At 63.1% G+C, this 23,601-nt stretch carries 22 protein-coding genes; 17 read left to right on the forward strand and 5 right to left on the reverse strand.

Features of this window, described 5'->3' with window-relative positions; all coding sequences use genetic code 11:
• Window positions 1-5: 5 nt before the first annotated feature.
• From F8A90_RS07720 to F8A90_RS07730, 3 genes are read left to right on the forward strand one after another with little or no spacing between them, the layout of a single operon-like run.
• On the forward strand, window positions 6-515 hold the full coding sequence (locus F8A90_RS07720; RefSeq protein WP_233593594.1) for a TRAP transporter small permease: 510 nt from the start codon (window positions 6-8) through the stop codon (window positions 513-515).
• A complete protein-coding gene (locus tag F8A90_RS07725) occupies window positions 512-1,789 on the forward strand; it encodes a TRAP transporter large permease (RefSeq protein ID WP_200019633.1) in 1,278 nt (425 codons plus the stop codon). The genes F8A90_RS07720 and F8A90_RS07725 overlap by 4 nt, the downstream gene beginning before the upstream one ends.
• Before the next feature lie 6 nt (window positions 1,790-1,795).
• Window positions 1,796-2,557 (forward strand): M15 family metallopeptidase, encoded by a 762-nt coding sequence (locus F8A90_RS07730; protein WP_200019634.1) that lies wholly within the window; start codon window positions 1,796-1,798, stop codon window positions 2,555-2,557.
• A 112-nt stretch (window positions 2,558-2,669) separates the two neighbouring features.
• On the opposite strand, the gene F8A90_RS07735 is transcribed toward F8A90_RS07730, so the two are convergent.
• Complete coding sequence (locus tag F8A90_RS07735) at window positions 2,670-3,947, reverse strand: Zn-dependent hydrolase (RefSeq protein WP_200019635.1); 1,278 nt, start codon at window positions 3,945-3,947, stop codon at window positions 2,670-2,672.
• Window positions 3,948-3,995: 48 nt separating this feature from the next.
• The gene (locus F8A90_RS07740; RefSeq protein WP_200019636.1) at window positions 3,996-4,817 is read right to left on the reverse strand and encodes a FadR/GntR family transcriptional regulator; all 822 of its coding nucleotides are present in this window, start codon (window positions 4,815-4,817) and stop codon (window positions 3,996-3,998) included.
• Window positions 4,818-5,045: 228 nt separating this feature from the next.
• Between F8A90_RS07740 and F8A90_RS07745 the strand changes: the two genes are divergently transcribed.
• Window positions 5,046-6,467: an NAD(P)/FAD-dependent oxidoreductase gene (locus F8A90_RS07745; protein ID WP_200019637.1), complete on the forward strand. Its 1,422-nt coding sequence runs from the start codon at window positions 5,046-5,048 to the stop codon at window positions 6,465-6,467.
• A gap of 203 nt (window positions 6,468-6,670) precedes the next feature.
• Here F8A90_RS07745 and F8A90_RS07750 read toward each other — a convergent pair whose 3' ends face one another.
• Window positions 6,671-7,891 (reverse strand): alpha-hydroxy acid oxidase, encoded by a 1,221-nt coding sequence (locus tag F8A90_RS07750; RefSeq protein WP_200019638.1) that lies wholly within the window; start codon window positions 7,889-7,891, stop codon window positions 6,671-6,673.
• Between the two features lie 258 nt (window positions 7,892-8,149).
• On the opposite strand from F8A90_RS07750, the gene F8A90_RS07755 reads away from it, so the two are divergent.
• The 13 genes from F8A90_RS07755 (at window position 8,150) to F8A90_RS07815 (ending at window position 22,213) form a co-directional block, all read left to right on the forward strand.
• Window positions 8,150-9,913, forward strand: coding sequence for a phosphotransferase (locus tag F8A90_RS07755; protein WP_200019639.1), 1,764 nt, complete (start codon window positions 8,150-8,152; stop codon window positions 9,911-9,913).
• Entirely contained in the window at window positions 9,906-10,808 is a 903-nt protein-coding gene (locus F8A90_RS07760) for a GAK system ATP-grasp enzyme (RefSeq protein ID WP_200019640.1), read from the forward strand. The genes F8A90_RS07755 and F8A90_RS07760 overlap by 8 nt, the downstream gene beginning before the upstream one ends.
• Window positions 10,805-11,998, forward strand: a complete 1,194-nt coding sequence (locus F8A90_RS07765) for an HprK-related kinase B (protein ID WP_200019641.1) — start codon at window positions 10,805-10,807, stop codon at window positions 11,996-11,998. The genes F8A90_RS07760 and F8A90_RS07765 overlap by 4 nt, the downstream gene beginning before the upstream one ends.
• 2 nt (window positions 11,999-12,000) lie before the next feature.
• On the forward strand, window positions 12,001-12,993 hold the full coding sequence (locus F8A90_RS07770; protein ID WP_200019642.1) for an NUDIX domain-containing protein: 993 nt from the start codon (window positions 12,001-12,003) through the stop codon (window positions 12,991-12,993).
• 89 nt (window positions 12,994-13,082) lie between these two features.
• A complete protein-coding gene (locus F8A90_RS07775; RefSeq protein ID WP_200019643.1) occupies window positions 13,083-13,799 on the forward strand; it encodes a histidine phosphatase family protein in 717 nt (238 codons plus the stop codon).
• Between the two features lie 307 nt (window positions 13,800-14,106).
• Entirely contained in the window at window positions 14,107-15,399 is a 1,293-nt protein-coding gene (locus F8A90_RS07780) for a metallophosphoesterase (protein WP_200019644.1), read from the forward strand.
• A 20-nt stretch (window positions 15,400-15,419) separates the two neighbouring features.
• Window positions 15,420-15,701: an amphi-Trp domain-containing protein gene (locus F8A90_RS07785; protein WP_200019645.1), complete on the forward strand. Its 282-nt coding sequence runs from the start codon at window positions 15,420-15,422 to the stop codon at window positions 15,699-15,701.
• A gap of 240 nt (window positions 15,702-15,941) precedes the next feature.
• Window positions 15,942-16,865 (forward strand): class A beta-lactamase, encoded by a 924-nt coding sequence (gene bla / locus F8A90_RS07790; protein WP_200019934.1) that lies wholly within the window; start codon window positions 15,942-15,944, stop codon window positions 16,863-16,865.
• Between the two features lie 196 nt (window positions 16,866-17,061).
• Window positions 17,062-18,168, forward strand: a complete 1,107-nt coding sequence (locus tag F8A90_RS07795) for an NADH:flavin oxidoreductase/NADH oxidase (protein WP_200019646.1) — start codon at window positions 17,062-17,064, stop codon at window positions 18,166-18,168.
• Window positions 18,169-18,482: 314 nt separating this feature from the next.
• On the forward strand, window positions 18,483-19,439 hold the full coding sequence (locus F8A90_RS07800) for an NAD(P)-dependent oxidoreductase (RefSeq protein ID WP_200019647.1): 957 nt from the start codon (window positions 18,483-18,485) through the stop codon (window positions 19,437-19,439).
• A 66-nt stretch (window positions 19,440-19,505) separates the two neighbouring features.
• Window positions 19,506-20,255: a class II aldolase/adducin family protein gene (locus F8A90_RS07805; RefSeq protein ID WP_200019648.1), complete on the forward strand. Its 750-nt coding sequence runs from the start codon at window positions 19,506-19,508 to the stop codon at window positions 20,253-20,255.
• Window positions 20,256-20,339: 84 nt separating this feature from the next.
• Window positions 20,340-21,014 carry a TetR/AcrR family transcriptional regulator gene (locus F8A90_RS07810; protein ID WP_200019649.1) on the forward strand — a complete coding sequence of 225 codons (675 nt, stop codon included), beginning with the start codon at window positions 20,340-20,342 and terminating at the stop codon, window positions 21,012-21,014.
• A 2-nt stretch (window positions 21,015-21,016) separates the two neighbouring features.
• A complete protein-coding gene (locus F8A90_RS07815; protein WP_200019650.1) occupies window positions 21,017-22,213 on the forward strand; it encodes a pyridoxal phosphate-dependent aminotransferase in 1,197 nt (398 codons plus the stop codon).
• Window positions 22,214-22,319: 106 nt separating this feature from the next.
• On the opposite strand, the gene F8A90_RS07820 is transcribed toward F8A90_RS07815, so the two are convergent.
• A complete protein-coding gene (locus F8A90_RS07820) occupies window positions 22,320-22,538 on the reverse strand; it encodes a TIGR02450 family Trp-rich protein (RefSeq protein ID WP_200019651.1) in 219 nt (72 codons plus the stop codon).
• A gap of 42 nt (window positions 22,539-22,580) precedes the next feature.
• Window positions 22,581-23,486, reverse strand: a complete 906-nt coding sequence (locus F8A90_RS07825; protein ID WP_200019652.1) for a LysR family transcriptional regulator — start codon at window positions 23,484-23,486, stop codon at window positions 22,581-22,583.
• Between the last annotated feature and the right edge of the window lie 115 nt (window positions 23,487-23,601).

The following is a 23,601-nucleotide window of genomic DNA, read 5'->3' on the forward strand; positions in this document are numbered from 1 at the left end:
GCCGCGTGACGCTGGCGATCGCGGCGGTACTGATGGCTTCCACGGTGCTGATCATGCTCTACGGCGTGGTGATGCGCTATGTACTGGGCGGCGCGCCCATCTGGGTCGATGAGCTGACCCGCTATCTCATCATCGCCAGTGTCATGCTGGCGATCGGCGTCGTCTGGGCGGAAGGGGCGCACATGCGGGTGGCGCTGCTGGAACGGCGTCTGCCTCCGCGCCTGGCCAGGGTGCTGATCCATTACCAATGGTGGCTGACGCTGGTACTGATGGCCGGCGCGACCTGGATGACCTGGCACTACGCCATGTCGGCGAGCATGTTCCGCACCATGGGGCTTGGCATCAGCCGCAGCGTGCCGATGCTGTCGATGCCGATCGGTTTCGCGTTGATCACGGCCCAGGTGCTGCTGCATGGCCCACGGCCGCTGAGATCCCAGACACTGGAGATCACACCGGACGAGGAGGCCGCCGACCTTCCGGCGCATGATGACAAGACTGGAGGGCCGCGCACATGATCTGGGCTATGCTGGCCATCTTCGTCGTGCACGTCCTGCTGGGACTGCCGCTGTTTCTCTCCCTGCTCGCCACCGCCGTGACCGGCTTTCTGTTCATCGATCTCTCGATGCTGGAACGTCTCGGACCACAGCAGTTCTTCGGTGGTATCAATGCCTTCTCGCTGATGGCGATTCCGCTGTTCATCCTTGCCGGCAACCTGATGAACATCAGTGGCCTGACCGAACGCCTCATGCGTCTGGCACGGCTGATGGTCGGGCATCTGCGCGGTGGCATGGGCCATGTGAATGTCGTTTCCAGCGTCTTCTTTGCCGGCGTCAATGGCTCGGCGGTCGCCGATACCTCCGCGCTTGGCTCGCTGCTGGTGCCCGCCATGCGCAAGGAAGGCTATTCGACCTCCTTCGCCGCAGGCCTGACCGCAGGTAGCTCGCTGATCGGGCCGATCATTCCGCCCAGCATCTTCATGATCCTCTACGCCTCGCTGACCAATACCTCCGTGGGCAGCCTGTTTCTGGCCGGTGTCGTGCCCGGGCTGGTGCTGGCGGTGGCGTTCATGGCGATGAATGCCTGGTATGCGCGTCGACATGGGCTTGAGGCGCGCGGTCAGGCTCCGGCACGCAGTGACGTGATCTCGGCGATCATCGGGGCGCTGCCGGCACTGGTGGCACCGGTGATCATCGTGTCCGGTATCGTGCTGGGCATCGTGACCCCGACCGAATCCGGTGCCTTGATCGTCGCTTACGTTCTGCTCTGCGGCTTGTGCCAGGGGCCGCTCAAGCTTGTCGAGGTGTGGGGTGCCATCAAGGACACCGCGCGTCTGACCAGTGCCATCTTCGTGATCATGGCGGTGTCGTCCATCGTCAGCTGGCTGCTGTCCTATGCCCAGGTGCCCAATCAGTTCGTGGCCTTGCTGACGCCCTACATCGACAGCCCGATCCTGATCCTCCTGCTGCTCAGTGCCATCACCTTCGTCACCGGCATGTTCATGGAAGAAGTCTCGGCGTTGATGTTGCTGACGCCGATCTTCGTGCCCGTGGCCATGGCCGCCGGCATCGATCCCGTGCATCTGGGGGTCATCATCACGCTCAATATCACCATCGCGCTGATCACGCCGCCGATGGGGGCCTGCGTGTTCGTGGCCGCCGCGGTCAGCAAGCTCGAGATCACTTCACTGTTTCGCACCATCTGGCCCTTCGTGCTGGTGGCAGTCGCGGTACTGCTGATGCTGATCGTCTTCCCGCCCTTAACTCTGTGGTTGCCGACCCTGTCTGGATAACACCTCATGACGTCATCACTGACTTTTACGCCTCCTGCCATCCCGAGTCATGACGAGCCGGATTGGTCGCAGGTGACCTGCATTCCCGTGAAGGGCTGTGACAGTACTCTGGTGCCGACCAGCCTCGGGCCGTCATGCCTGAAGGTCTATCCCGCCTACGCACGCCTCGGCATCCCCGGGGCGGTCAATGAATGTCTGGTGCGGCGTGCGGTGTATCAGCGCCTGCTGCAGGCCGCACGCGCCTTGCCGGAAGGGCTGTCGCTGGTAGTGATGGATGGCTGGCGACCCTGGCGGGTACAGCAGTATCTGTTCGAGACGCTGTATCAGTCGCTCAAGACACATGACTCCTCGCTTTGCGAAGCCCAGCTGCTGGCGCGGACGCGGGAATTCGTCTCCTTGCCCAGCCGTGATCCTGACGCGCCGAGCCCGCACCTCACCGGCGGTGCCGTGGATGTCACGATCTGCGATGCCGATGGCTTGCTGCTCGAGATGGGGACGCTGTTCGATGAGGCGACGCCTGAATCTCACGCCGATTATTTCGAGCGTCATCCGCCTGCCAGTGGCACGTCCCAGAGTGAGGCGCGCGACAATCGGCGGCTGCTCTATCACGTCATGACCGAGGCCGGTTTCACCAATCTACCCAGCGAATGGTGGCACTTCGATTTCGGTGATCAGCTCTGGGCCTGGTACCGTGGCGAGCCTGAGGCGTTGTTCGGCCCGGCGGAGGTGGACAGCATCGAAAGCCTCTGGAAGCGTTCTCTGCAATAGCGGCTCATGGCGGGTCGTACGGATTGGCCATGTACAACGGCAGACACAAGACGCCCCGCTCGATGACCTATCGAGCGGGGCGTCTTTCATTCTGTGCAAGGGGAATCACGCCTCAGCTGACGATCTTGGCCTGATCGAGCATGGCGTGGAAGAGCACGTTGCATCCGGCGTGCAGGTCCTTTGGCGCCGCGTTCTCGATCTCGTTGTGGCTGATGCCGCCTTCGCAGGGCACGAATATCATGCCGGCGGGAGCGATACGACCCATGAAGATGGCGTCGTGACCGGCGCCGCTGACGATGTCGAGATGCGAGTAGCCGAGCTGGCTGGCGGCATTGCGCACCGCATTCACGCAGTTGTCGGCGAAGTGTTCTGGCACGAAGTCGGCAGTCGGGGTGAGCTCGAAGGCCAGACGGTGACGTTGGCTGACGGCTTCGACGACCTCTTTCAGCTCCGCGACCATCGCGGTGAGGGAGTCGGGCTCCAGTGAGCGCAGATCGATGGTCATGTTGACCTGCCCGGGGATGACGTTGCGCGAGCCCGGATGGACCTGCATCACGCCCACGGTACCGCGACCGTGCGGGGCGTGATCGATGGCGATGCGATTGACGGCGACGGTGATCTCGGCCGCCCCGAGCATGGCGTCCTGGCGCAGCGACATGGGCGTGGGGCCCGCGTGCGCCTCCTGACCGGTCAGGGTCAGATCGAACCAGCGCTGGCCCAGTGCGCCCATCACCACGCCGATGGTGGTCTCTTCATCTTCCAGAATCGGGCCCTGCTCGATGTGGCTCTCGAAGAAGGCGCGCACGTTCTCGCGGGGGATCTCATCGCTGCCGCGATAGCCGATGGCGTCCAATGCTTCGCCCGCGCTCACGCCGTCGGTATCTTTCTGCGCCAGCATCTCATCCAATGACAACTGACCGGTATGCACGCCGGACCCCATCATGCAGGGCGCGAAGCGACAGCCTTCCTCGTTGGTCCAGACCACCACCTCTACCGGGCAGCGGGTCTTGATGTCGTGCTGGTTGAGGCTACGCAGCACTTCCAGGCCCGCCATCACCCCGAAGCAGCCATCGAACTTGCCGCCCGTGGGCTGGGTATCGATGTGGCTGCCGGTCATCACCGCCGGGGCATCCGGATCGGTGCCGGCGCGGCGCGCGAAGATGTTGCCGATGGCATCGATACGGATCGTGCAGCCCTCGGCCTTGCACCATTGAATGAAGAGGTCGCGCGCCTGGCGGTCCAGCTCGGTCAGGGCCTGACGGTTGACGCCGCCTTTGGGCGTGGCGCCCAGCTCGGCCAGGGTCATCAGTGATTGCCACAGGCGATCGCTGTCGGTGCGCAGCTCGCTCAGGGTGCTGACGGGGGAGTTATCCATCTGGACAGTTGTCATCGGCTTGATCCTTTCGTGGGTATTGTTGTTGTGATGTGTCGTGCGCTTTCAGGCTCTGCTGTCGGCCATCAGCTGCGCGGGGGTGACGAGCAACTGATCGGCCATCTCCACCTCGAGGGCCGTCATATGGTGCTCGGCATCCTGCATGTGCTCCGCCATGAGCTGACGGACCTGTTCATGATCCTGCTGGCGGAACGCCGTGATCAGCCCACTGTGATAATGCTGATTGGCCTGGTCGAATTGCTTGCGCTCCGGCAGATAGGCCTTCTTGATGACGACCAGCTCATGCAGCATGTCGTTGAGGAACTGGCACATGAAACTGAGCAATGGATTGGGGCAGGCGCGCGCCAGCACCTGATGGAATTCGATTTCCAGGAAGCGCTGACGCCGCTGGTCCTCGTCCTGTGGCTGGTGACAGCTACAGTCATGGACATTGTTCTCGAGCGTCACCAGGTCTTCTTCGCTGAGCAGGCCCACCACCGATACCGCCATCTCGACTTCCAGCAGCCGACGCAGTTGATAGACCTGAGCGCCATTGAGCGTCTTGAAATGCAGGAAGCTTCTCAGCATGCGGCTGGCGGGCTCCATGCTCGGCGCATTGAGCACGGCGCCGCCATTGGGCCCTGTCTTCAGCGTGATCAAGCCTTCGACTTCCAGAATCTTGAGGGCTTCGCGCAGCGTGCCCTTGGCGCAGCCGTATTGCGCCATGAGCGCCTTCTCGTTGGGTAGCCGGTCACCTTCACGCAACCCGTCGCGCACGATGCTGCGCCTGAGGTCATCACTGATCAGTTCGGCCAGCTTCTGGCGTCTGGGGGCACCAGCGGCGTGGCCGGTGCGTGAAGAAGCCAAGGATGGGGGCGATGTCGGCATGCGATGTCCTGAGCGGCAGCGAGTCAGTCAATTTATTCGTATAAATAAGCTTTAGTCGCGGACTCGAGCGCTGTCAAACGTCAAGGTGGCTTGCAGCGTTGCGCAGGCGATCACGCCCATGATGCGTCGCATCAAAGGCAGCGCATTGGCGGAGTCAGGCGTGTCAGTCTTGAAAAGCGCCTGGTCTGACATAAGGTTTCTATATTCGACCCCGCTAAAGGAGGCCCTATGGAAACGCATGATCCTCAGCGAACGCGCGACGCCGATATCGTCATCGTCGGTGGCGGCGCCGGCGGTCTGGAGCTGGCAGTTCGCCTCGCCAAGGCAGGCCACAAGGACGTCTTGTTGATAGACCGCGACACCAGTCACGTATGGAAGCCGCGTCTGCATGAGATTGCGGCGGGCCTCGGGCGGCGTCAGGTCGATGAACTGGGGTATGCCGGCCTGGCCGAGCAGTGGGGGTTTCGCTACGAGTGCGGCACACTCGAAAGCGTGGACCCTGAACAACGCCAGATCACCCTGGCCGCGATCTCGGGCAGGGAAGATCAAGCGAGCGCTGAGGTGCCGGCGCGCATCAGGGGTTATCGTCAGCTGGTGCTGGCGCTGGGCGGTGTGACGCCGGACATGGGAGTCGAGGGTGTGCTGGAGCATGCCTGCCTGCTGGATTCCCCCGACGACGCCGAGCGCATCGCCCAGCAGTTTTCGCGTGGCCTGCTGGCCAATCATGTGGCGATGGAAACAGCACCGACAGGCGATGCTGGCGCGTCAACTACCCAGGATGGCGCTCTGAATGGTGCCAGTAATGGTGCTCATGCGTCTCCGGGGCGACCGTATCAGGTGGTGATCGTCGGTTCCGGCGCCACCGGTGTCGAACTGGCCGCTTACCTGCATGAGGCGCGTGGCATGCATGATGCCCCTGTGCCCAAGGACGCGAGGGTCGAGATCACGATCCTCGAGGCCACCGAGACCTTCATGCCCGGTGTCTCCCAGGAACTGCGCGAAGCGATCCATCAGCGACTCGAGGAGCAGGGAATCCGTATCGAATTGTCCTGCCAGGTCGCCAGGGTCTCATCCAGCAGTGTCGAGATCGGTGATGGCGACGACTCCGTGACGCGGGATGCGGATCTGGTGGTATGGGCGGCAGGGCGCGTGGGGCCCGCCATCGTCGAGAAGCTCGACGCCCTGGAAAGCAACAAGAAGCGTCAATTCACGGTCACGCCCGGGCTGCAATGCCTCGGCCATGACGATATCTTCGCGCTGGGGGACTGTGCCTGCATCGCCGAGGCGCCATTGCCACCCACGGCGCAGGTGGCCAGTGAGCAGGCGGAGTTTATGGCCGATGACCTGTTGCGTCGTCAGAAGGGAGAACCCGCTCAGGTATTCGAGTTCAAGGACCGCGGTACCTTGCTGTCACTCTCCAGTGCCGGCAGCGTCGGTGAGCTCAGCGGCAAGTTGAGTGACAAGCTGGGCAGTGCCCAGGGCAGCAAGGGCAATGATGATCTGCAGGTGAGGGGACGTTTCGCGCGCGCCGCCTATCAAGGACTGCAGCGCCAGCACCAGTTCCTGCTGCTGGGTCCGCTGAAGGGCTCCGCCGAGGTGGTCAGTGACGTTCTGCGCCGCAGCATGGGGCCGCGTCTCAAGGTGCACTGAATCCTGAGCTGTCTCTTGAGAGAAGCCTTGAGTGACTCTTGAGAGAAGCCTTGAGTGACTCTTGAGAGAAGCCTTGAATGACTCTTGAAAGTGCCTCAGAGATTCGCGATCCAAATCATGACAGGCCGACAGGTGCCGTGGTGGATTCCACTGGCACATGTCGGCCTTGTGGTTTTCAGGGGATTATTGCTCCGCCGCCGTGTTCAGGATGACGTACCCAGTGCCTCATGAGGCTCCATCCGGCGTGACTCACGCAGCGCTCCGCTATGCGTGCTGGCCACCGGATAGGTGCCGGGCCTGAGAATCCGCGTATCCACGTCATGGATATCACGCAATCCACACAGGGCCAGCGTGGTGTCGAGCTCCTTGTGGATGATCTCCAGGGATCTGGTCACGCCTTGCTCGCCCATGGCGCCTAGCCCATAGAGGAAGGCACGCCCCAGGTAGACGCCCTTGGCGCCCATCGCTACCGCCTTGAGCACATCCTGGCCAGAGCGAATCCCGCCATCCATGTGGACCTCTGTCCTGTCGCCGACCGCCGCGAGAATGTCCGGCAGAGCGGAGATGGAGGAGGCCGCCCCATCCAGCTGACGTCCGCCGTGGTTGGAGACGATCACCGCATCGGCCCCTGCCTGCACGGCCAGCTCGGCGTCCTCCGGTTCCATGATGCCCTTGATGATCAGCTTGCCGCCCCAGCGGTCCTTGATCCACTTGATGTCGTCCCAGCTCAGGCTCGGATCGAACTGGCTGGCGGTCCATTTCGAGAGAGAACTCAGGTTCTCGGCATCCTTCACGTGGCCGGCGATGTTGCCGAAGGTGTGGCGCTTTGTCTTGAGCATGCCGGCGCACCAGCGCCACTTGGTGGCCAGGTCAAGCACGGTTGCCACGGTGGGGCGAGGGGGCACGCTCAGGCCGTTGATCAGGTCCTTGTGACGCTGGCCGATGATCTGCAGATCAGCGGTGAGTACCAGCGCGGAACACTCCGCGGCCTTGGCGCGATCGATCAACCGTCCGATGTAATCCTTGTCGCGCATCACGTAGAGCTGGAACCAGAAGGGGCGTGAGCTGACGGACGCGACGTCCTCGATGGAACAGATGCTCATGGTGGAAAGCGTGAAGGGGATACCGAAGTCACTCGCCGCGCGCGCGGCCAGCATCTCGCCATCGGCATGCTGCATGCCGGTCAGGCCGGTGGGCGCGATCGCCACCGGCATGGCCACCTCTTCACCCAGCATCGTCGTGCGCAGAGTGCGATTGTCCATGTCGACCATCACCCGTTGGCGCAGCCCGATCGCGGCGAAATCGGCTTCGTTGGCCCGATAGGTGGATTCCGTCCACGAGCCGGAGTCGGCATAGTCGTAGAACATCTTCGGCACGCGGCGCTTGGCGAGACGTTGCAGATCATTGATGCAGGTGATGGTCATTCCGGGCTCCATCCATGGTGGGTCGCGCAGGGGCTGGCAGGGTCGCCTGCGCTACTGTCACCGAATCCGGTCCTGTCCAGCTATAGGCGATACGTCTAGGGGGAAGCGTTGGGGTGGTGGAATTCAATGAAAGAACGCCCTCCAGCCTGGTCAGCCATCAGCAAGAGAAGTCGACTCCTCCAGTGCGTGTCATGGATTGTCATCTTTGGGTGGAATACTGTGGCATTGGGATGATTTCCGAGTGGATGGAGAGATGGCATGGATCAGGCCTGGCCTGAAAGCACGCGCGATAACCTTCGATTTCTGTGTTCGGAAGTGGATAGCCAATATGGCTGGCTGCAGGCCTTCGTGTCCGCGCCGACGGCGGCCATGGCACGCAAGCTGCTGGAGCGCCAGGGTTACGCCGAGAATCTCTGCCAGCGTATCGAACAGGCATGCCCTGAAGCCCGAAATCACAAACGCTCGCACGCGCGGGCCCGCTTCCAGCAGAGTCTGGTCGTGGTCGCCAGCGGTCTGGCGCGACTCAGTGAGCTGGCGCGCAGTTGCCTGGAGCAGCTTGTTCGCGTCGATGATGTCCAGCTGGTCGATGATGTGGTGCTGGTCAAGTCGCTGCGCCGTGTGCGTCGCGGCATTCTGCGCAGTGAAATGTCGCTGGAGAACGGCTCCCTGTCACTGGCGCTCAAGCTCGCACGCAGCCGCGAGACGCTGAAGCGGGACAGCGATGACCGTATCCAAGCGCTCACCGGCCAGCTCAAGAAGAGGCGCGCTCCCGCCGAGGATCTGACACATCTGCTGTTCGTGGCCCGTGAAATCAGTCAGATGGGCGAGGTGCTGGGGCAGCTGGGTGAGGCGGTCATCTCGGCAACCCTCGGTCAGTCACTCAACTTCGAGCGCTATGCCTCGCTGACGCACCTGGTCAATGAGCTGGGCGATGACAGCCAGCCCGCGAACGAGATGCGCGTCGACACCCTGGCCGAGACACGCTCCGGCAGCCGGATATCGGGCATTGCCAGTGAGAAGGCGACAGAGCCTGAATGCAGTAAGCACGGCAAGCTAGTCAGCAATGACAAGAGAGAGAAGAAAGGCAGGAAAGTCAGGAAAGACAGGAAAGAGAAGAGCACCGACGAGCTGACGCTGGCAGCGCCAGAGTACCTGGCGATCTTCAAGGATGGCCAGGGGCGCAAGGTCGAGGAGGAGCGTCAGGGGGTCGAGCGCTGGCACGACATCTATCCCGGCATCGCACCCCGCATCCTCTCGCATCACCAGCAGGGCGACAGCGCGGCGCTCTTGATCGAGCATCTGCCGGGCATGACCTTTGAGCATCTGTTGATCAACGAATCGTCACGCCTCAATCGTTGCGCCCAGCAGGCGCTGGTCGAGACACTCCACTCCGTATGGACCACCACCCGCCGCGACAAGCCGGTCACTGCAGGGCACATGCACCAGCTGCTCAAGCGGCTGAGTGATGTCTATCAGATTCATCCGGAATTTCGCCACTGCGGTGCCTCGCTGTGTGGGCGCGAGATGCCCTCGCTGGAAGCGTTGATCGAGCAGGCCGCAGGACTGGAGCGTTCGCTCGAGGCCCCCTTCGCCGTCTATATCCATGGCGACTTCAATGTCGACAACATCCTCTTCGATCCGGCCAAGCAGAGCATCCGATTCATCGATCTTCACCGCTCGGCCTATCAGGACTATGTGCAGGACGTGTCCGTGCACATGGTGTCCCATTATCGCCTTCAATTGACGGATGCGGCGCTGCGGGCCCGTATTCTGGCATTGGCCCTGAGTTTCGGTCAGCAGATGCGTCGCTTTGCCCATGAGCAGGGCGATACCACCTTTGAGTGGCGTCTGGCACTTGGCCTGGCGCGCTCCTTTGCCACCTCGACACGTTTCATCCTTGATGCCGGGCTGGCAGGGCGCATGTTCAACCGCGCACGCTTTATACTCGAGCATGCGCTTGGCGCTGACCCTGATCGGCCGGCCGATTACCGTATTCCCCTGGAGGAGTTGTTCGTTGACTGATTTCAAGATTGGCGTCGTGGGTATTCCCGGCAAGTGGTCGACCGAAGTGCTGGCGGATGCCATCGAAGCACGGACGGGCTTTCGTCTCGTGATCGACATGGCGGCCGTCTCGCTGGACCTGACCCGCAACTGTCTCGAATTCCGTGACTCTGCCGGGGCGCGTCATGACCTGACCGAGCTGGATGCCCTGATCGTCAAGAAGATCAGCGCGGAATATTCCCCGGGCAGCCTGGACCGCCTGGAGCTGCTGCGTGTCGCCGAAGCCAGGGGGGTGCGCGTCTTCAGTAGCGCGGAGAGCATGATTCGCCTGATCGACCGCCTGAGCTGCACGGTGACGCTGGCCAATGCCGAGGTACCGATGCCGGCCACGCTGGTCACCGAAGAGGTGACGGCGGCCTGCGAGGCCGTCAAGCGCTTCAAGGCCGCCGTCTTCAAGCCGCTTTTCTCCACCAAGGCGCGGGGCATGTGCATCATCGAGGACACCGATGATGATGCCGCGCTGGAAGCTGGCGTGCGTGAGTTCGCCGCCGAGCATCCGATGATGTATCTGCAGCAGCGCCTCGACCTGCCGGGGCAGGATTACGGCATGGTCTTCGTCGGTGGCCGTTATCTGTGCAGCTACGCCCGAGTCAGTGGGGGCGATGCCTGGAATACCACCATCCACGCCGGTGGCAAGTACGCGCCCTTTGAGCCCTCCGAGAAGCTGATCGCGCTGGCGCAGCGGGCCCAGGCGCCGTTCAAGCTCGACTTCACCACCGTCGATGTCGCGCTGACCGATGACGGCCCGATCATCTTCGAAGTCTCGGCCTTCGGTGGCTTCCGGGGGGCACTGGAAGGCGCCGGTGTCGATGCGGCGACCGCCTATCTCGATCATGTGATGGAGTGTCTGTCATGAGTACGACGACCTGTGACAGCTCAGCCAGCCTTGCCATGCTGCCGTTTGCCGAGTGGACGGCCTCCGCCTGCTTCTCGGCGCTGACGCCGTCACGCCAGTGCCTGAGCGAGGCGTTGCTGTTCGAGGTGGATGACTTTCGCCTGTGTGTGATGACGGACATGCCACGGCTGCTGCAACGTCTGGCGACATATTTCCGCCATTGCGCGCGCATCGTGGCGCTCGACAATGTGCCGGGGGGAGCCAGGCTCGTGCATGTGCTCAAGGCGCCGGCCCTCAAGGACACGCCAGCGGCAGCGAAACTCGGCATCGTGCCCGAGGCCTTCGTCGATTGGATGCCGGAGCCCGGCAAGACACGCCGCAAGGACGCCATCATCGACCTGGCCGACGGGCGCCTGATTCACAAGGTGCGCACGGGCATGGCCTTTCTGCGCAGCAACGACCACAACCTGGCGTTCGGGCCCTGTGAAGACAACGAGAGCCAGGTGATCAACTTCCTGCTCAATCTGCACATGTCGCATCTGCAGCAGAATGACGGCTTGATCTGTCACGCCTCGGCGCTGTCGAAGGGCGATCGCGCGGTGGCCATCGCAGCCTTCTCTGGCGGCGGCAAGTCCACCACCATGGTGAAGGCGCTCGACAATCCCGGGTTCGACTTCATCAGCAATGATCGGCTGTTCCTGGACCGGCCGGGGCGGGAGGGAACGCTGCGTGCCCGCGGCGTCGCCAAGTTGCCACGCATCAATCCCGGTACCATGCTCAACAATCCGCGTCTGCGCCCGCTGCTGGACCCCGCGCGTATCGCTGGATATGAGGCGATGCCCCAGGAAGCGCTGTGGGATCTCGAAGAGAAGCATGACCTGATCATCGAAGACGTCTACGGCCCCGGGCGTATCCGTGCCAGCGGAGAGCTTGCGGCCATGGTGATACTCAACTGGACGCGCGGCAGCAAGGCGCCGCTCGAGGTGCGCGAGGTGGAGGTCTGCCGCAATGAAGCACTGATACGCGCGGTGATGAAGACACCGGGGCCCTTCCATCAGCAGCGGGATGGCCGTTTCGTGCCCAATGGCGCGAGCCTTGATCCCGCGCCGTATCTGGAGCGCCTGGCGGGAACCCGCGTGCTTGAGGTGACCGGGCGCGTGGACTTCTCCGCGCTGGTCGAGGATCACCTGACCCCCTTGCTGGAGGCCTGAACATGCGTCGTGAACTGCTGTTGATGCGCCACGCAAAGTCGGACTGGTCAGTGGCAGCTGACGACTTCCATCGTCCGCTCAAGGAGCGCGGCAAGCGGGGCGCCCAGCGCATGGGGGCCTGGCTTGCCCAGCAAGCGCTGGTGCCGGATGCCATCCTGAGCTCGCCGGCCCTTCGGGCGCGCGCCACGGCGGAAAAGTGTGTCAAGTCGATGGGCCTCGGCGTCGACATGATCGAGCTCAAGCCTGCGCTTTACTGCGAGGAGGAGGCACCGCTGCTCAAGACGGTGCGCGCCTGTCCGGATAGTGTGCAGCGACTGATGATCATCGGCCATAACCCGGCATTGGAAGATGCGCTGGTCTGGTTGACCGGCAAGCGGCCGCGCCCGCCCAGGGAGACCAAGCTGCTGCCGACGGCAGCGGTGATCAAGCTGAGCTTCGAGGGGCGCTGGGAAGACCTGCGCTCCGGCCAGATGAGCCTGGAGCTGATCCAGCGTGTGCGTGCCTTGCCGGATGGCTTTCCCTGGCCATTCCCGGCCGGTGAGGAGCGCCGCGAGCGCCCCGCCTATTACTACCGCCAGTCGGCCGTCCTGCCTTGTCGCCTGCAAGGGGAGGGCGATGATGCCCGGTGGGAGGTGCTGTTGATCGGCTCTTCCTCCAACCGTCACTGGAGCCTGCCCAAGGGAATCGTCGAGCCGGGGCTGAGTCCGCTTGAGTCCGCGCTCAAGGAAGCCCGCGAGGAAGCGGGCATCGAGGCGGAGGCAATGGACAACGCAGCGTTGGAATTCAGTTATGAAAAGTGGGGGGCCCCTGTCGCTTCCAGTCTGCACGCGGTGAGAGTCGTGCACGAGCAAGAAGAAAGCGAGCGGGAGGAACCGCATCGCAGTCGGCGCTGGGTGGCGGCGGAGGTCGTGCCGAGCCTGTTGAAGAACCACGAGATGGGGCACGCCGCCATGGCATTGCTGGCAAGGCTTGAGGCGTCGCGCCAGGCGAAATGATTGCTTGGACTGGCACCGTACGTGTCGACGCATGGCGAGGACCGCCAGCATGAATCAATACCGAGTGAAGACGGGAAGAGCGACGGCCGATGACTGATGAACCGACAATCCGACGTGTGGCATTGATTCGTCATGCCGACTATCACCAGCAGATTGATACCCCGAGCGCACTGCAGCCGTTTCCCTTGACCCGTCGCGGTGAGCGTCAGGCGCGTGAGGGAGCCGAGGAAGTGCTGACGCTGTGTCAGGCACATGGCTGGCAACCGGCCAGCACGGTACATGCCTCCAGCCTGTTGCGTGCCTGGCAGACGGCGCAGGTGATGAACGAGGTCATGGGTGACAGGACAGGGCGTGAGTTCTCGCTCATGGCACACGATGCCCTGTGGGAGCGCAGTCTGGGCAGCGCCGCCAATCTGACCACGGCACAGATCGCCGAAGCGGTGCGTCATGACCCGCGCGTGGATTTCCTGCCGGCCGACTGGAAATCCAACAGCCATTTTCGTTTGCCGCTGCCGGGGGCTGAATCCCTGATGCAGGCCGGTCAGCGCGTGGCCGACTTCATGGCGTCGTTGCCGGCTTCCCCATCAGCCCTCACATCGGGCACCACGCTGACACTGATCGTCGGCCATGGTGCGGCGCTGCGGCATGCGGCGCATCTGCTGGGCGTGCTGGACTTCGATCAGATTGCCGGGCTGAGCATGCATCATGCGCGGCCGGTGGTCATCGAGGAGCATCTGTCCGGGTCATGGCGGCATGTGGCTGGCGAGTGGAAGGTGCGCCAGCGTCACGAGCCCGCGCAGGATTGAGTGGGCGGCCCAGCCGGCGGAGTGCTGCGGACCCGGGGCGGACGGGGAGCTGGAAAAGCAGCGGGGCGGGGTGCTGGAAAAGCAGGGGGCGGAGTCATTGACAGCAAAGAAGCAGGCCTACGTACCAGCGCGATGCGAGCCTGTCATCTTTCTGCGATCAAACGGTCATAAGCTTGTCGCCCTGTGCTCGTGACCTCATCCCACATTCCGCATACCTCAGGAAGGTCTCCAAGGAGCGGCAAGGCGCTTGCTTGCCACAAGCCGGTGAGTTCAACGAGGCAGGCAGATGCCACAAGGAGATATCCCAATGACCCTCAATCCCCCCATGAGCGACGCCGTACCGCGTTACCGGGGCCCGACGCGCTATCTCAAGGCGCTGCCCAGTCATGCGGCTCAGTGGCCCGAGACACATCAGCACCTGCGCGCCGGTGACAAGGTGTCCCACGCCGCTCGCAAGCTGGGCAGCAAGGACTGGCCGCGCCGCGATGTCATCTTCATCTCCGATGCGCATGCCGACGCGGAAGCCTTCATCGCGTCTCTGGTAGCCAGTGGCGGCGTGCGCCTGACCTCACGGGACCACCTGGTGTTGACGGCGCGGGGCAAGCGCAGTGTCTTCGTCATCGGCGGTGACTGCCTCGACAAGGGGCCCAGCAATCTGGAGCTGTTGGAAGCCCTGCGAACCTTGATGCGCAGCGGGGCGCGTCTCAAGTTGCTGGCGGGGAATCACGACATGCGGCTGATGCTGGCGCTGATGCGGCTGAGTCATGATGATTCGGCGCGGACCGATCATCTGTTCGTGCGCATGGGCGCCAAGGGGCTGGCGTTGCTCAAGGAAGTCTTCGATCACTATCTCGCTGACAGGCCGCGGGCGATGAAGAGCATTCCCTCGCGAAGTGAATGCCGTCGACGCCTGTACCCGGGACCGGACTGGGCGGAGCAGTTTCGCAAATCGGCAGGCCATGTGCTCAAGGGGGAGGCGCTGGAGAAGGAGATCACTCGCCTGAGTGCCAAGGCCGATGGCTTCGAGCATGCCTGTGAGAAACATGGCCTCTCGTTGCGTCAGACCTATGCCGCCGCGCTCAAGGCCCACGAGCTGTTTCTCAAGCCCAGCGGGCGCTTTGCCTGGTTCTTCGACGAGATGCGCCTTGCCTATCGCAGTGGCGCCTTCCTGCATGTTCATGCAGGCGTGGATGATGCCTTCGCCAGACGACTCGGCCGCCAGAAGGTCTCGCAGGTCAATCAGGAATTCCGGCGCATCCTGCGCGAAGACCCGTTCACCTTCTATTACGGTGAGCTGGCCAATGTACTGCGCACCAAATATCGCAAGAGCGACATGGTGCTGAGCGCCGCAGGCGTCAAGCGCCTGCACAAGGTCGGCATTCGTGCCGTGATGCATGGCCACGTCAATCATCAGGCGGGCCAGCAACTGGGCTGGCGCCATGGGCTTCTGCATATCGAGGGCGACGTCACCCTGGATCGCAATTCACGCCGCAAGGAAGGGCTGGATGGCGTGGGCATGGGGGCGACGCTGATAGAAGCCTGTGGACGCATCGTCGGCATCAGCAATGACCATCCCGAGGTCAAGGTCTACGCGCCCTGAAACACGCACAGGAGAGGCAGGTGAAAGACGACAAGCAGGACAAGTCGCTGTTCCGACATGAATCATTGCAGTCCATTGATAGTGTCCAGGACATTCTCAAGGCGATCATCAAGGGGCTGGGCAAGGGGCTTTTGTCATTTCGCGATGAGGACGGCGAGATACGGCTGGCACCGCGCGGCCTGATGACCCTCAAGATCACGGCGCGGCGAGAGGATGACCATCATCGTCTTGATATTCGCCTGTCATGGCATGCCAGGCCCGGTGCCAAGCGCAACAAGACGCTCAAGGTGCTTGATGAGTGAGGGCAGCGTGCGCTGGCATTGATCCAGATCAAGTCTCTGCCAGTCCGCGGGCAGCGGAGAGATGGCCGGCATGTCCGCGCTCACGCGGCTATGGTACATGTAGCATGCTGCATATTGGGTCGTGTCTGCTGCGACACGCCCCCTCCCCATGATCAGGACATGTCATTGATGCCTTCCTCCCCTCAGCGCCTGTGCGGTGCCGATCAGCTCTCGTCTACCTTGCACTTCGCCAGCCCTGCGATGAATCCTGCTGTCAGGCCTTCAAGGCGCTGGCAACAGTGGCTGACCGCCGTCGCGTTTGCCTGTCTACCGCTGGGTGCTCAGGCGGCAGACGATGCGCCAGCCGCTGACACGGCGCTCTCGGCGTCGGCCATTCAGGCCATCGAATCAGAAGTCGGCGCGCGAATCGGCGTGACCGTTCTGGATACCGCCGATGGCACCCGTTTCAGCTGGCGGGGAGATGAACGCTTCCCCATGAGCAGCACCTTCAAGGTGCTGGCCTGTGGTCATCTGCTCTCGCGGGTGGACGAAGGCCAGGAATCGTTGTCACGCAAGGTGGAGATTCACCCGGCGGATCTCGTGACCTATTCCCCCATCACCGAGCACCACACCCAGGATGGTGGCCTGACGCTTGAGGCGTTATGCCATGCCACCATCACGACCAGCGACAATACCGCGGGTAACCTGATTCTCGACGCTCTGGGCGGCCCTGCCGCACTGACGGCCTATCTACGGCGTCTGGATGATGACAGCACGCGGCTGGACAGGCGTGAAACGGCGCTCAATGAGGCCACTCCCGGTGACCCGCGTGATACCACTACGCCACACGCGATGGCTGCCACCCTGCAGCGATTGCTGGTGGGGGATGCGCTGAGCGAGCCATCGCGCCTTGCACTGCAGGGCTGGATGCTGGCCAACACCACCGGGGATGACAAGCTGCGGGCGGCCTTGCCCGATGACTGGCAGATCGCGGACAAGACCGGCGGCGGGGGATATGGCACCAACAATGATGTTGCCATCCTGTGGCCACCGCTGCGTGCCCCGTTGATCGTGGCGGTCTATCTGACCGAAAGCGAGGCCGATCTGGCAGCGCGCAATGCCGCGATTGCCGATGTCGGGCGTCTGCTGGTCGAAGAAGTGCTGGAGGGCGAAGCGAGTCGCTGATGATGACGTTCCAGCAGGGCTTGCGTGAAGCATGGGCAACTCAGCGTTGCCGTCATCGCGGCCAAGTTGCGCTTGTGGCGCCACCTCGGTGCCCGCATTGTGCTTGCACTGCGTCGGCAATGTCTGCACGGACCTTCTCGCCATGTTCGCGCCTGCACCTTGTCGAACCCGCCCTGTCTGCATCCAGAGGAATCCCATGTCCACACTGTTTTCACCGCTTGCCCTCGGCCCGCTCACGCTGGACAACCGCATCATCATCGCGCCGATGTGCCAGTACTCCGCCGAGGAAGGACAGATGCAGGCCTGGCATGACCAGCATCTTGGCAATCTCGCCCAGTCCGGGGCCGGGCTTCTGATCTTCGAGGCCAGTGCCGTCGCCCCGGAAGGGCGCATCACCCACGGCGATGTCGGACTCTACGATGCGGCATGCCAGCAAGCCATGCAGGGGGTCGTCGAGCGTATCCGCCGCTATTCACCGATGCCGCTGGCGGTGCAGATCGGTCATGCGGGACGCAAGGCATCCTGCCAGAAGCCCTGGGAGGGCGGCGCTGCCATCGCGCCCGGCAACGAAAACGGCTGGCAGGTACTCGCCCCCAGCGCGATCCCCTTCAGCGAAGGTGGGCCGCTGCCCGAGGCGATGAGTGGTGAGCAGATCCGCCGGACCATCGCGGACTTCGTGGCGGCGGCGCAGCGCGCCGTCGACATCGGCCTGGATGGCATTGAGCTGCATGCGGCGCATGGCTATCTGCTGCATGAATTCCTGTCGCCGCTCAGCAATCAGCGCGAGGATGACTACGGTGGCTCGCTCGAGAACCGCATGCGTCTGACGCTTGAAGTCTTTGACGCCGTGCGGGCCGCGATCCCGGAGTACGTCATGCTGGGCATCCGGATCAGCGCGACGGACTGGGTCGAGGGCGGCTGGGACCTCGAGCAGAGCATCGAACTTGCCAAGGCGCTGGACCGTCGTGGCTGTCACTATCTGCATGTCTCCAGCGGCGGGCTCAGCGCGCAGCAGCAGATTCCGGTGGAGCCCAACTACCAGGTGCCGCACGCCGAGGCCCTGAAGGCGCAGGTGAAGATGCCGGTGATCGCCGTCGGCCTGATCACCGAACCGCAGCAGGCCGAAGACCTGCTGGTGAACGAGCGTGCCGATGCCATCGCGCTGGCGCGTGGCATCCTCTACGACCCGCGCTGGCCCTGGCATGCGGCCGCCGCACTGGGGGATACCGTCAAGGCCTCGCCCCAGTACCTGCGTTGCCAGCCGCATGGCCTGAAGTCATTGCTGGAGAATCAGCAGGACTGAGCCGTGTGAAGCAACATTGAGGACTGACGCCCGCGTTCACGAGCTCCTGCTCGCTGATCGCGGGCGTTCTTGTTTGCTCAATCCCCCCTGGCGCCGTGATGCCTCGAGTTGAGGGAGGAGAATGGAGAGATATTTGAGGGAGGAGAATGAAAGATGTTTGCGTCTCCCCTTGTGGCTCAAGGCGGTGCTGCATCAGAAAGGCGATGAGGGAGCAGGGGAGCACGTGATGGTTGGCAGTAATTATACGAGTGTGCAATAGTGACGGAAGATCCATCGCAACCCATACGCTGCCAGTCGTGACACAAGGAGAGCCAATGCCAAGCCAAGCCCCGATTCTGGGTGTCTATCTGAGTGAATCCCTGGACCTGGACAGCGTCTACGGTGAAGCACTGCGCCAGCTGGGCGACGATGTCGTGCTGCAGAAACCGCATGAGATCGAGGACCCCACGGAGGTCGCGTTCGCCATCTGCTGGCAGCCGGGTGAGGACGCCTTTGCGCCGTACCCGAATCTTCGGCTTGCGATGTCGATCGCGGCGGGAGTGGATGCCTTGCTCAGTCATCCCGGACTCTCGGCCGAGGTGCAGATCGCACGGGTGCGCGATCCGCATCAGGCGTATCTGATGGCCGGGTTTGCCGCGCATGAAGTGCTGCATCAAGAGCGCGAGTTTGCCGTCATGGCTGACAATGCCACACGTGGCGAATGGCAGCCTTTGGCAATGCGCGCGCCAGAGAAGGCCAAGGTGGCCGTGCTGGGGCACGGCAGCATGGGGCGCGCCGTGGTCACTTCGCTGTCGACCCTGGGGTTCTCGGTGACGGTCGCCTGTCGCAGCGAACCGGCCGCGCCGGTACCGGGCGTGCGTTACCTGACGGGCGACAATGCGGTGATGGCGGCGGCCGACGGCGCCGGTTATCTGATCAATATCCTGCCGCTGACCCCGGTGACCGAGAACGTGCTGAACGCTGCCTTGTTCGCTCAGCTGCGTCGTGGCGCCTGGCTGGTGCAGATCGGCCGCGGTGAGCACCTGATGGAAGCCGACCTTGAAGCCGCGCTCGACGCCGGGCAACTGGCAGGCGCGACGCTGGATGTCTTCCGCGAGGAGCCGCTGGCACCCACTCATCGTTGGTGGCAGGACGCGCGCCTGCGTATCACACCGCATGTGGCGAGTGATTCGCTGCCGGAAGTAGTGGCCGAGCAGGTCGTCGCCACGGCGCGGGAACTGCGCGATGGCGAACCTCTGAGCCTGGCGGTGGATCGTCAGCGCGGCTATTGAGGCCGCCTTCCCTCTCAGTCTTTCATTCCAGGCTCACTGGAGCCTCATTCAACAGGAGACAGCGACATGCCGGCATCGACCATGAGTGACGCAGAGTGGCAAGCACGCCTGGACCTGGCAGCCTGCTATCGGTTGGCGGCGCACTACCGCATGACCGACCTGATCTACACCCACATCACGGCGCGAGTGCCGGGTGAGGAAGGGCACTTCCTGATCAATCCCTATGGTTGGCGCTGGGAGGAGATCACCGCATCCTCGCTGGTCAAGATCGATGTCAACGGCGAGAAGGTCGATGACAGTGCCGCGCGCGTCAATCCGGCCGGTTTCACCATTCACTCGGCGATTCATGCGGCAAGCCACTCAGCCAGCTGGATCATGCATACCCATACGCGCGCCGGCGTGGCGGTATCGAGCCTGGAAGAAGGGCTGCTGCCACTGAATCAGATCGCCCTGCAGTTCCATGGTCGCGTTTCCTACCACGACTACGAGGGCATCGCGTTGGATCTGGATGAGCGCGAACGCATCGTGGCAAGTCTTGGCGACAATCCGGCGTTGATCCTGCGCAATCATGGCCTGCTGACCACCGGTGCCTCTGCCGCCGAGATGTTCAACAACATGTTCTATCTCGAGCGCAGCTGCGAGATCCAGGTCGCGACTCTGTCCATGGGCCAGCCGGTGCGCCGCCTCTCGCCCGAGATCTGTGAGCATGTGGTCGGCCAGTACGACATGGCCATCCATGAGGATGGCGATCTGGCACTGGAATGGGATTCCCACCTGCGTCTGCTGGAGAGCCTTGGCAGTGACTATCGTCGATAAGCCGTCCCTCGCTGAGTGGCCGCTGTCACCTGAGAGTGAGGCAAGTGCGGCAATCCGGGCGTTGAGTGAAGGAGAGGCATCCAGATGAGTCGCAAGGCCTTCCAGCGGCTTTCCCAGGATCAGCGTCGTCGCGACCTGCTGGAAGCCACCCTGAGCTGTGTCGCGCAGCACGGTCTGGCCGGTGCCAGCGTGCGCCGCGTGGCGGAGGCGGCCGGGGTCTCGCCCGGACTGATTCGCCATCATTTCGGTACCAAGGATGACATGGTGCGGGCTGCCTACGCCTACATGATGGGCCAGCTGACCTCCGATATCGCCGATGCCAGCCCGGCCAGTGATGAATCCCCGGCGTGTCGTCTGGCACGCTTCATCGCGGCGAGCCTCACCCAGCCCAATCTGGCTGCCCACAAGATTTCCCTGTGGGCGACTTTCATCGGTCGGGTGCGCCACGATGCCAGCTATTCGGCGGTGCACCAGGAAACCTATCGCGAGTTTCTCGATCTGCTCGCCCAGCTGGTCCAGCCGGTGCTGAGTGTCCATGCGCTGCCTGCCGCCGAGAGTGATTGTCAGGAGCAGGCGATCGCCCTCAATGGCCTGATCGATGGGCTATGGCTGGAAGGTGGGCTGGAACATGGCCTCTATCCGGTCGAGCGCCTGCCCACGATCGCGATACGGGCGGCAGAGGGCATTCTTCGCCTGCCCCGGGGCACCTTGCTTGAGCACATCGCTGACACGACATCACCCCCATCCCACAGGAGTTGAGCATGCGCTACGCCACCATTACCGAGCGACTGAGTGACCTGGGCGGTGACAAATGGGCCGTTCACAGCGCTGCTCGCCAGCGTATCCAGGCCGGCGAGCCGATCATCGAGCTGACCATCGGGGAACCGGATATCGCCACCCATCCGGCCCTGGTCGAGCACTGCGTCGAGGCGTTGCGCGCCGGGCGTACCCGCTACTCCGATGGCCGTGGCGAGCCGGGGCTGGTCGATGCACTGGTCGAACGCTATACCCCGCGCATGCCCGAGATGACGGGCGACAACGTGCTGTGTTTCCCCGGCACTCAGACGGCGCTGTTCGCGGTGATGCTGGCGCTGGTGGAGGAGGGGGCCGGCGTGCTGACCGGCGACCCCTACTACGCCACCTATGAGGGCGTGATCCGCGGGGCTGGCGGTGACCTGCAGCCGGTACCGCTGCGCATGGAGCATGGTTTTGTGTTGCAGCCGGAAGATCTGGCCGCGGCCATCACGCCGCAGAGCCGTGTATTGCTGCTCAATACTCCGCACAACCCGACCGGCGCGGTCATGGACCGTGCCACGCTCGAGCGTATCGGTGAGCTGTGTCGCGAGCATGATCTGTGGATCGTCTGCGATGAGGTCTATGAAGCACTGATCTTCACGGGAAGATTCGTCTCGCCGCTGGAAATCGAGGCACTGCGTGAGCGCACCGTGGTGGTGTCCTCCATCTCCAAGAGCCACGCCGCCACCGGCTTTCGCAGTGGCTGGGCCATCGGCTCGGCGGAATTCTGTCGTCGGCTGTTGCCGGTCTCGGAAACCATGCTGTTCGGCAACCAGCCCTTCATCGCTGACATGACGGAAGCCGCGCTGCGCGGAGATTTCGATACTACCGAGCGTCTTCGCGAATCACTCGGGCGCCGCGCGCGCCTGGTCCATGAGGCGCTGGCGGCCATCCCGCAGCTGTCCTCCAGCCTGCCCCAGGGCGGCATGTTCCTGATGGTCGATGTCTCACGCACCGGCCTGGATGGTGAACGATTCGCCTGGCGGCTGCTGGAACGGCAGCAGGTCGCGGTGATGCCCGGCAGTGTCTTCGGCGACTGCGGAAGGCCACTGATACGTGTCGCCCTGACCGTGCCGGATGACACCCTGCTGGAGGCGGTGCAGCGCATGGCGCTACTGTGTGATCAGCTCGAGGCCGATGCAGTGACCTCAGATGTGACCTGAGGCGCGGCCTCGGCGGTACCGGGACTATCGAACGATTCATCAGGTCAACGCAGACACGCCGCCCGAGGGCGGCGTGTCTGCGTTCAGCGAAGCGTGATTCACAGCGTCATTTCCAGCCCATCTGCCAGACGCCGTCTTCCTTGAGTTCACGCCAGGCGAGGGTGTAATCCTTGCGGGTCAGTACCGCCTGCAACACCACCTCTACCACATGTTCGTCCTGCTCATCACGAATCAGGCGCGTGACGATGAAATGTCGCTCTCGATTCCTGGGAGTCACGGCGGTCCATTTGCTCTGCAACAGCTTGTCGGGATTCAGGCGATTCATGTCGGGCTCTCGAAGGTGAAGAGTGATGAGAGGCTCACGATGTCATACGGCAGGCGGGCTCTCGTTGAGCAGTTGCCAGAGTGCATCGGTCGCTGTGCTGTTGTTGTCATTGCGGCAATAGCAGGCTACCTCAAGGGTCGGCCCACCCAGATCATCCAGCAGCGAGACCAGCCTGCCGCTCTCCAGATCATCCTCGATCAATCCATGGGGCAGCCAACCGACCCCCAGTCCGGCCATCACCAGTTCACGAATGCCCAGCGTGAAGGAGGTCTCGCAGATGATGTCGATGTCCTGGGCGCGCTGAAGATCCATCAGATAGGGCGAGGCCAGAATCTGGCCCAGAAAACTCTCCGGATCATAGGCGATCAAGGGCAGGCGTTGATCACTGCGTGGCAGGTGCAGGGGGCGACCCAGGGTATCTGGCGCACACACCGGCAGCAGGCGCTCCAGCCCCAGCGAGAGGCGATTGATACCGCAATTCCCCTCGAAGACCGGCGCGCCCTGAAGCTCGGAGCACAGCAGCAGATCGGCCTGCCCATGATCGAACAACTGCAGGCATTCACTGCGGTCCAGCGACTTCACCTGCAGTCCGGCGTCGGGGGAGTTGTGCCGGAAATAGCGCAGCAACCGTGGCAGGTAGCTGACGGTGAGGGTGTGCTGAGTGGTGATGATCGCCTTCGGCCCCTGGCGGGCCTCGCTGCGTAGCCGGCTGCGCAGCGTATAGAGCCGCGCCAGCCATTCCCGCATTTCCTGCTCATATTCCAGCGCGTGCTCGGTGAGGATCATGCGCTGCGACTGGCGATAGACCAGCTCGACCCCCAGCCACTCCTCGAGCTGCCGTATTCGGCGCGAGAAGGCGGGTTGCGTCACGTTGCGTCGCTCGGCTGCCAGCGAGAAGGTCCCGGCCTCGATCAATGCGAGAAAGTCTTCGATCCATTCGATCTTCATGCGTCGCCTGAGGAGATGTCGGTTGTTGTTGGAGGTTGGCCATCATGCACCGCTTTCCCATTGTGGTGAAGCCTGCAGCGACACCGGCGGACATGGCACGACGCTGACCGGGTGT

Source organism: Cobetia sp. cqz5-12, from assembly GCF_016495405.1.
Classification (GTDB): domain Bacteria; phylum Pseudomonadota; class Gammaproteobacteria; order Pseudomonadales; family Halomonadaceae; genus Cobetia.

Coding starts and splice junctions, on each gene's coding strand:
- F8A90_RS07725 (WP_200019633.1), top strand. CDS start 512: ATGATCTGGGCTATGCTGGCCATCTTCGTCGTGCACGTCCTGCTGGGA.
- F8A90_RS07730 (WP_200019634.1), top strand. CDS start 1,796: ATGACGTCATCACTGACTTTTACGCCTCCTGCCATCCCGAGTCATGAC.
- F8A90_RS07735 (WP_200019635.1), bottom strand. CDS start 3,947: ATGACAACTGTCCAGATGGATAACTCCCCCGTCAGCACCCTGAGCGAG.
- F8A90_RS07740 (WP_200019636.1), bottom strand. CDS start 4,817: ATGCCGACATCGCCCCCATCCTTGGCTTCTTCACGCACCGGCCACGCC.
- F8A90_RS07745 (WP_200019637.1), top strand. CDS start 5,046: ATGGAAACGCATGATCCTCAGCGAACGCGCGACGCCGATATCGTCATC.
- F8A90_RS07750 (WP_200019638.1), bottom strand. CDS start 7,891: ATGACCATCACCTGCATCAATGATCTGCAACGTCTCGCCAAGCGCCGC.
- F8A90_RS07755 (WP_200019639.1), top strand. CDS start 8,150: ATGGATCAGGCCTGGCCTGAAAGCACGCGCGATAACCTTCGATTTCTG.
- F8A90_RS07765 (WP_200019641.1), top strand. CDS start 10,805: ATGAGTACGACGACCTGTGACAGCTCAGCCAGCCTTGCCATGCTGCCG.
- F8A90_RS07770 (WP_200019642.1), top strand. CDS start 12,001: ATGCGTCGTGAACTGCTGTTGATGCGCCACGCAAAGTCGGACTGGTCA.
- F8A90_RS07775 (WP_200019643.1), top strand. CDS start 13,083: ATGACTGATGAACCGACAATCCGACGTGTGGCATTGATTCGTCATGCC.
- F8A90_RS07780 (WP_200019644.1), top strand. CDS start 14,107: ATGACCCTCAATCCCCCCATGAGCGACGCCGTACCGCGTTACCGGGGC.
- bla (WP_200019934.1), top strand. CDS start 15,942: ATGAATCCTGCTGTCAGGCCTTCAAGGCGCTGGCAACAGTGGCTGACC.
- F8A90_RS07795 (WP_200019646.1), top strand. CDS start 17,062: ATGTCCACACTGTTTTCACCGCTTGCCCTCGGCCCGCTCACGCTGGAC.
- F8A90_RS07800 (WP_200019647.1), top strand. CDS start 18,483: ATGCCAAGCCAAGCCCCGATTCTGGGTGTCTATCTGAGTGAATCCCTG.
- F8A90_RS07805 (WP_200019648.1), top strand. CDS start 19,506: ATGCCGGCATCGACCATGAGTGACGCAGAGTGGCAAGCACGCCTGGAC.
- F8A90_RS07810 (WP_200019649.1), top strand. CDS start 20,340: ATGAGTCGCAAGGCCTTCCAGCGGCTTTCCCAGGATCAGCGTCGTCGC.
- F8A90_RS07815 (WP_200019650.1), top strand. CDS start 21,017: ATGCGCTACGCCACCATTACCGAGCGACTGAGTGACCTGGGCGGTGAC.
- F8A90_RS07820 (WP_200019651.1), bottom strand. CDS start 22,538: ATGAATCGCCTGAATCCCGACAAGCTGTTGCAGAGCAAATGGACCGCC.
- F8A90_RS07825 (WP_200019652.1), bottom strand. CDS start 23,486: ATGAAGATCGAATGGATCGAAGACTTTCTCGCATTGATCGAGGCCGGG.